Here is a 6,220-nt window from a genome sequence, read left to right as displayed (position 1 = left end):
GGCGTCCCGCCGGACCCGGAGCGGCGACGCCGCACCGCCGGCGCCGGCCCGCCCCGGGCGGCGCCCGCCGCGTCCCGCGTCCCACCGCTGCGCTGTTCCCGCCCGTACTGTCCCATTCCTTCCGGAAGGCCCAGTCATGTCCGACGTCATGTCCGACGGCTTCTTCCTGCCCGACCCCGAGGGGAGGGTGCCCGACGCCCGGGGCTGGTTCGGCGCGTTCGGCGGCACCTTCATCCCCGAGGCCCTGCGGGCCGCGGTCGAGGAGGTCGCCGCCGAGTACGAGAAGGCCAAGCACGATCCCGCCTTCGCCGCCGAGCTCAACGACCTGCTCGTGCACTACACCGGCCGCCCCAGCGCGCTGACCGAGGTGCGGCGTTTCGGCGAGCAAGCGGGCGGCGCCCGCGTCTTCCTCAAGCGCGAGGACCTCAACCACACCGGCTCCCACAAGATCAACAACGTGCTCGGCCAGGCCCTGCTCACCCGCCGGATGGGCAAGACCCGGGTGATCGCCGAGACCGGGGCCGGCCAGCACGGTGTGGCCACCGCCACCGCCTGCGCCCTGTTCGGCCTGGACTGCACCATCTACATGGGTGAGATCGACACCCGGCGGCAGGCGCTGAACGTCGCCCGGATGCGCATGCTCGGCGCCGAGGTCGTCCCCGTCTCCTCCGGCAGCCGCACCCTGAAGGACGCCATCAACGAGGCGTTCCGCGACTGGGTGGCCAATGTGGACCACACCCACTACCTGTTCGGCACGGTCGCCGGACCGCACCCCTTCCCCGCCCTGGTGCGCGACTTCCACCGGGTCATCGGGGTGGAGGCCCGGCGCCAGATCCTGGAGCGCGCCGGCCGGCTGCCGGACGCCGTCGCCGCCTGTGTGGGCGGCGGCTCCAACGCCATCGGCCTGTTCCACGCCTTCCTCGGCGACGACAGCGTCCGGCTGGTCGGGCTGGAGGCGGCCGGCCACGGTGTGGACTCCGGCGAGCACGCCGCCACCCTGACCGCCGGCGAGCCCGGCATCCTGCACGGCTCCCGCTCCTACGTCCTGCAGGACGACGAGGGCCAGATCACCGAGCCCTACTCGATCTCCGCCGGGCTGGACTACCCCGGCATCGGCCCGGAACACGCCTGGCTGAAGGACAGCGGACGCGGTGAGTACCGGCCGGTGACCGACGACCGGGCCATGCAGGCGCTGCGCCTGCTGGCCCGCACCGAGGGCATCATCCCGGCCATCGAGTCCGCGCACGCGCTGGCCGGCGCGCTGGACCTGGGCCGCGAACTCGGCCCGGACGGCCTGATCCTGGTCAATCTCTCCGGGCGCGGCGACAAGGACATGGACACCGCCGCCCGCTACTTCCATCTCTACGACAGCCCGGCCGGCACCACCGAAGGAGCGGACGCATGAGCGGCACCGGCACCACCGCCCTGCTGAGTTCCGTGCTGGAACAGGCCCGCGGCGAGAACCGCGCCGCCCTGATCGGCTATTTCCCGGCCGGCTTCCCCACCGTGGAGGAGGGCATCAGGGCCGCCACCGCCATGGCCGAGGGCGGCTGCGACATCCTGGAGATCGGGCTGCCGCACAGCGACCCGGTGCTGGACGGCCCGGTCATCCAGACCGCCGACGACATCGCGCTGCGCGGCGGGGTCCGCATCGCGGACGTGCTGCGCACCGTCCGCGAGGTGCACGCCGCCACCGGCGTCCCGGTGCTGTGCATGACGTACTGGAACCCCGTCGACCGCTACGGCCAGGAGCGGTTCGCGGCCGGGCTGGCCGAGGCCGGAGGGGCCGGCTGCATCCTGCCCGACCTGCCGGTGGAGGAGTCCGAGAAGTGGCGCAAGGCCGCCGAACAGCACGGCCTGGCAACGGTGTTCGTGGTCGCGCCGAGCAGCCGTGACCAGCGCCTGGCGGCCATCACCGCGGCCGGCAGCGGCTTCGTCTACGCGGCCTCCCTGATGGGGGTCACCGGCACCCGGCAGACCGTCAGCCGGGATGCGCAGGAACTGGTACGCCGCACCCGGGCCACCACCGAGCTGCCGGTCTGCGTCGGCCTGGGCGTTTCCCACGCCGGACAGGCCGCCGAGGTGGCGCGGTTCGCGGACGGCGTCATCGTGGGCAGTGCTTTTGTCCAACGCATGCTGGACCATCGGGGCGACCTGGAGGCCGGGCTGACGGCGGTACGGGAGCTCGCGGGCGAACTGGCGCGCGGCGTCCGCACCGCCCGCTGACCCCTGCCCGCCTTCCCGCCCCCCCCGGCGACCGGGCACGATGCCCCGCCCGGCGGTACGGCGGCGCGCGTCCGCCGTACCGCCGGGCCGCCCGGAGCGGCACCCGGCGGCTGCGCTACAGTTCTCGCCCTATGGGGACAGGGCACAGCGGACAGCCGGGCCGTCCGGGGAGGCGCCCGGAGGACACCGAACAGGCCGGCCGGGCCGGCCGGCCGCCTGCGGAGGACTGGGAGCCGCCCACCGAGGCCGAGCAGGTGCTGTACCGCGCCGCGTCCACCGGCGACTGGGACACCTTCTACCACCGGCTGGGCAACACCGACCTCTTCTTCCCCCAGCGCCAGGAGCTCTCCGACGCCCTGACCAGCAACGTCCGCCCCATGGTCTTCCGCAGCGCCGAGCCCCCGGGGCTCAGCGTCCCGGTCTTCACCCGCGGCATGGTGCCGCGTCCGGCACCGGGCCGGATCTACGAGCGGTCCACGCTGTACCACCTGTCGCGGCGGTGGAAGAGGACCGCCGACTGGCTGGCGGTCAACCCCGGCACCCCCCTGGAGACCTTCGTCCCCGCCCGGCCGCGGCGCTGGAAGCGGCACGCCCGCCCCTGCGACCGGCTGGAGGAGCCCCAGCTGAAGACCCTGCGCACCGGCCACCTGCGCGACACCGTGGCGCACGGCATGGCCTGCGGTGCCCTGCTGCTGGTGAACAACGGCGACCTGTGGAACGACCCCGGCTGGCACGGCCGGGGATACACCTTCGAGCGCGACCAGCTCCGGCAGTGGTGGGGCGTCACCTCCCGGGGCGCATGGCTGCCGCAGCTCGCGGTCCTGGTGAGCGGTGAACACCACGACGCGCTGTGGGAGTTCGTGCTCCAGGTGCGGCTGGCGTTCCGGGACGCCTACCATCTGCTGCCGGACGCGGAGCAGTGGCAGAAGACCACCGAGCAGGTGATGCTGGGGCGGACCGCGGAGATCGTGGACGCCACCAACCGGCCGCCGGACTTCGACCTCACCACCTCCATCGCCCGCACCGACTCGCTGATCGCCCGCATCCTGCGCTACGAGGAGCGCTTCCGTTCCGACGGGCTGCTCGGGCCGGACCCCGACGACATCGTCCGCTCGGTGCTCGCCTGGGACTTCGGGCGCGGCTCCGCCATGGCCCGGTGGGGCGTGGGCGCCCGGTTCGGCGAACCGTCCGAGGCCGAGGAGGCGCTGCGCCAGATCGGTGAGGCCGCCCGGTCCGTCTACCACTCCTGGGCCGACTTCGCCGCCGGCTATGTGCTGGGCCGCTGCCTGCACTTCGACGGCGAGCAGTTCGGCACCTGGTACACCGACATGGCGCGGGTGCACCGGCTGCTGCGCTCGGACCCGGAGAGCCCCTGGCTGACCGTCCCCTGGGCCGACCTGGCCGACACCGGNTGACCGTCCCCTGGGCCGACCTGGCCGACACCGGCGACCTCGCCGACCTCGCCGACCTCGCCGACCTCGCCGACACCGGCGACACCGGCGACACGGACATCCCCGGCACCGACACGCCCGGCTGACGCACCGGCCCCGCACGGCTCGCCCGCGGCGCGGCGCGCCCCGTGACCCCTCCCGTTCCCCTCCCGCGGTTCTTACGGAACGCGGACACCGGCCGCGTCACCCGCCCCGCGGGCCACGCCCGCGCATAGCGTGGAGTCATGCGTGTGCTGGTCACCGGAGGAGCCGGGTTCATCGGCTCCCATGTCGTCGAAGCCCTGCTGGCCGCCGGCCATGAACCGGCCGTGCTCGATCTGCGGCCCCCCGCCCCCGACCGCCCCGACGTGCCCTTCCACCGCGCCGACGTACGCGACCCGGACGCCGTGCGGGCCGCCCTGTCCGCCTCCGGCGCCGACGCCGTCTGCCACCAGGCCGCCATGGTCGGCCTGGGCAAGGACTTCGCCGACGCCCCCGGCTACGTCGGCGCCAACGACCTCGGCACCGCGGTGCTCCTCGCCGCCATGGCGGACCACGGCATCCGGCACCTCGCCCTGGCCGGCTCCATGGTCGTCTACGGCGAGGGCCGCTACGACTGCCCGGACCACGGCACGGTACGTCCCGGCCCGCGCGCCGGACCGGATCTGGCGGCCGGCCGCTGGGAGCCCGCCTGCCCGCACTGCGCCCAGCCGCTGGTCCCCGGCATGGTCACCGAGGACGCCCCGGCCGACCCGCGCAACGTCTACGCCACCACCAAGCTCGCCCAGGAGCACCTGGCCGCCTCCTGGGCCCGCGCCACCGGCGGCCAGGCGATCAGCCTGCGCTACCACAACGTCTACGGCGACCGGATGCCGCGCGACACCCCGTACGCGGGCGTGGCCGCCTTCTTCCGCTCCGCACTGGAGCGCGGCGAGCCGCCGCGGGTCTTCGAGGACGGCGGCCAGCGCCGCGACTTCATCCACGTGTGGGACGTGGCCACCGCGAACGTGGCCGCGCTGACCGCCCTGCCCGACCGCCCGGAGGGCACCCTGCGCGTCTACAACACCGGCAGCGGCGAGCCGCACACGGTCGGCGAGATGGCCCGCACCCTGGCCGCCGCCTTCGGCGGCCCGGTCCCGGAGGTCACCGGCGAGTACCGGCTCGGCGATGTCCGCCACATCACCGCCGCCTCCGCCCGGCTCCGCGCCGAGCTGGGCTGGAAGCCGACCGTCCCGTTCAGCCGCGGCATGCGGTCCTTCGCCCACGCCCCGCTCGCGGACCCGCCCGGGCTTCCCGCTCCCACGGGCGGCTGAGCCGTACCCGCCCGGCCCGCCCGTCGGGCCCGGCCCGGCACCTGCCCCCGGCCCGCCCGCCCGCCGAAGTCTCAGGCGGGGGCCGGGAGACGGATGTCGAAGCGGCAGCCGCCGGGAATGTTGTGCACCTCGGTGCGGCCCGCATGGGCCTCGACGATGCCGCGGACAATGGCCAGGCCCAGGCCCGCGCCGGACGGCGGGGTGCGGGCGTCCTCGCCGCGCCAGCCGGTGTCGAAGACCCGGGGCAGGTCTTCCGGCCGGATGCCGCCGCACTCGTCGGTGACCGACAGCACGACGGCATCGTGTTCGCGGCGGGCGGCGACCGCCACCGTGCCGTCAGGCGGGGTCCTGCGGATGGCGTTGACCAGCAGGTTCGCCAGGACGCGGCTCATCTCGCGGCCGTCCACCTCGACCGGCACCGGCTCCACCCCGGCGTCGGCCAGCTTCACCCCCAGCTCCCGGGCCAGCGGGTCGGCGCCCGCGATGGCGTCGCTGATCAGGTCGTAGACGGACATCCGGGTGGGGGAGAGGGCCAGCGAACCGGCCTGGATGCGGGAGAGGTCGAAGAGGTCGCCGACCATGGCGCTGAGCCGCTCCACCTCGCCCCGGATCCGCCGGTGGTAGCGGTCCGGGTCGCCGGCGATGCCGTCCTCCAGGGCCTCGGCCATCGCCCGCAGCCCGGCCAGCGGGGTGCGCAGGTCGTGCGATATCCAGGCGACCAGCTCGCGCCGGGACGCCTCCAGCGCGCGCTCCCGCTCCCGGGAGGCGGCCAGCCGGTCCCCGGCCTCGGCCATCGCCCGGGCCAGCGAGGCGAGTTCGGCGGGCATCGGACCGGACGGGGCGGTGAAGGTGCCGTCCTCGCCGAGCCCTCCGGCGGCGCGTTCCAGCGCCCGGTGACCGGCGATCACCCAGCGGCCGAGCAGCAGCGCGGTGGCCGTGGCGGTCAGCGCGCCGACCGCGCCGACCGTGGTCACCACCGCCAGGTCGTGCCGGGACAGGAACATCGCCTCGGCCACGGCGAGCGTGCCGGCCAGCATCGCGCCCACCGCCGCGGCGGTGAGCACGGCCAGCGAGACCGCCACCGAGCGGCGCCGCACGGCGCGCAGCGCCAGCGCGCCGAGCACGCCGGCCACGGCCGCGCCGAGAGCGGCGTAGAGCGCGATCAGCGCCAGATCGCGCAGGAACTGCGGTTCCGTCATGGCCGGGCGCCTCCCGTCCCCGCGCCCCCGCCCCCGCGCGTCCCCGTGCCCG

5 protein-coding genes are annotated in these 6,220 nt (G+C 75.2%); 4 read left to right on the top strand and 1 reads right to left on the bottom strand.

Annotated elements, in window-relative coordinates; translation table 11 throughout:
* The first annotated feature begins 148 nt into the window (after window positions 1-148).
* The 4 genes from trpB (at window position 149) to GQS09_RS26305 (ending at window position 4,969) form a co-directional block, all read left to right on the top strand.
* Window positions 149-1,405: a tryptophan synthase subunit beta gene (trpB, locus tag GQS09_RS26320; protein ID WP_165990043.1), complete on the top strand. Its 1,257-nt coding sequence runs from the start codon at window positions 149-151 to the stop codon at window positions 1,403-1,405.
* The gene (gene trpA / locus GQS09_RS26315) at window positions 1,402-2,226 is read left to right on the top strand and encodes a tryptophan synthase subunit alpha (protein WP_165990041.1); all 825 of its coding nucleotides are present in this window, start codon (window positions 1,402-1,404) and stop codon (window positions 2,224-2,226) included. Before trpB ends, trpA begins: the two co-directional genes overlap by 4 nt.
* Before the next feature lie 131 nt (window positions 2,227-2,357).
* On the top strand, window positions 2,358-3,641 hold the full coding sequence (locus tag GQS09_RS26310) for a DUF1266 domain-containing protein (RefSeq protein WP_165990040.1): 1,284 nt from the start codon (window positions 2,358-2,360) through the stop codon (window positions 3,639-3,641).
* A 260-nt stretch (window positions 3,642-3,901) separates the two neighbouring features.
* Window positions 3,902-4,969 carry an NAD(P)-dependent oxidoreductase gene (locus tag GQS09_RS26305; RefSeq protein ID WP_165990039.1) on the top strand — a complete coding sequence of 356 codons (1,068 nt, stop codon included), beginning with the start codon at window positions 3,902-3,904 and terminating at the stop codon, window positions 4,967-4,969.
* Between the two features lie 71 nt (window positions 4,970-5,040).
* Here the strand turns inward: GQS09_RS26305 and GQS09_RS26300 are convergent, their stop codons facing one another.
* The gene (locus GQS09_RS26300; protein WP_165990042.1) at window positions 5,041-6,150 is read right to left on the bottom strand and encodes a sensor histidine kinase KdpD; all 1,110 of its coding nucleotides are present in this window, start codon (window positions 6,148-6,150) and stop codon (window positions 5,041-5,043) included.
* Between the last annotated feature and the right edge of the window lie 70 nt (window positions 6,151-6,220).

The organism is Streptomyces sp. YIM 98790 (genome assembly GCF_011421595.1).
Taxonomy (GTDB): Bacteria; Actinomycetota; Actinomycetes; order Streptomycetales; family Streptomycetaceae; genus Streptomyces.
The sequence above is the reverse complement of the archived record's forward strand: the minus strand, read 5'-3'. Positions and strand labels throughout refer to the sequence as shown.

Bases quoted from the DNA above. Each gene is read 5' to 3' on its own strand.
- GQS09_RS26305 (WP_165990039.1), top strand. From the start codon at position 3,902: ATGCGTGTGCTGGTCACCGGAGGAGCCGGGTTCATCGGCTCCCATGTC.
- trpB (WP_165990043.1), top strand. From the start codon at position 149: ATGTCCGACGGCTTCTTCCTGCCCGACCCCGAGGGGAGGGTGCCCGAC.
- trpA (WP_165990041.1), top strand. From the start codon at position 1,402: ATGAGCGGCACCGGCACCACCGCCCTGCTGAGTTCCGTGCTGGAACAG.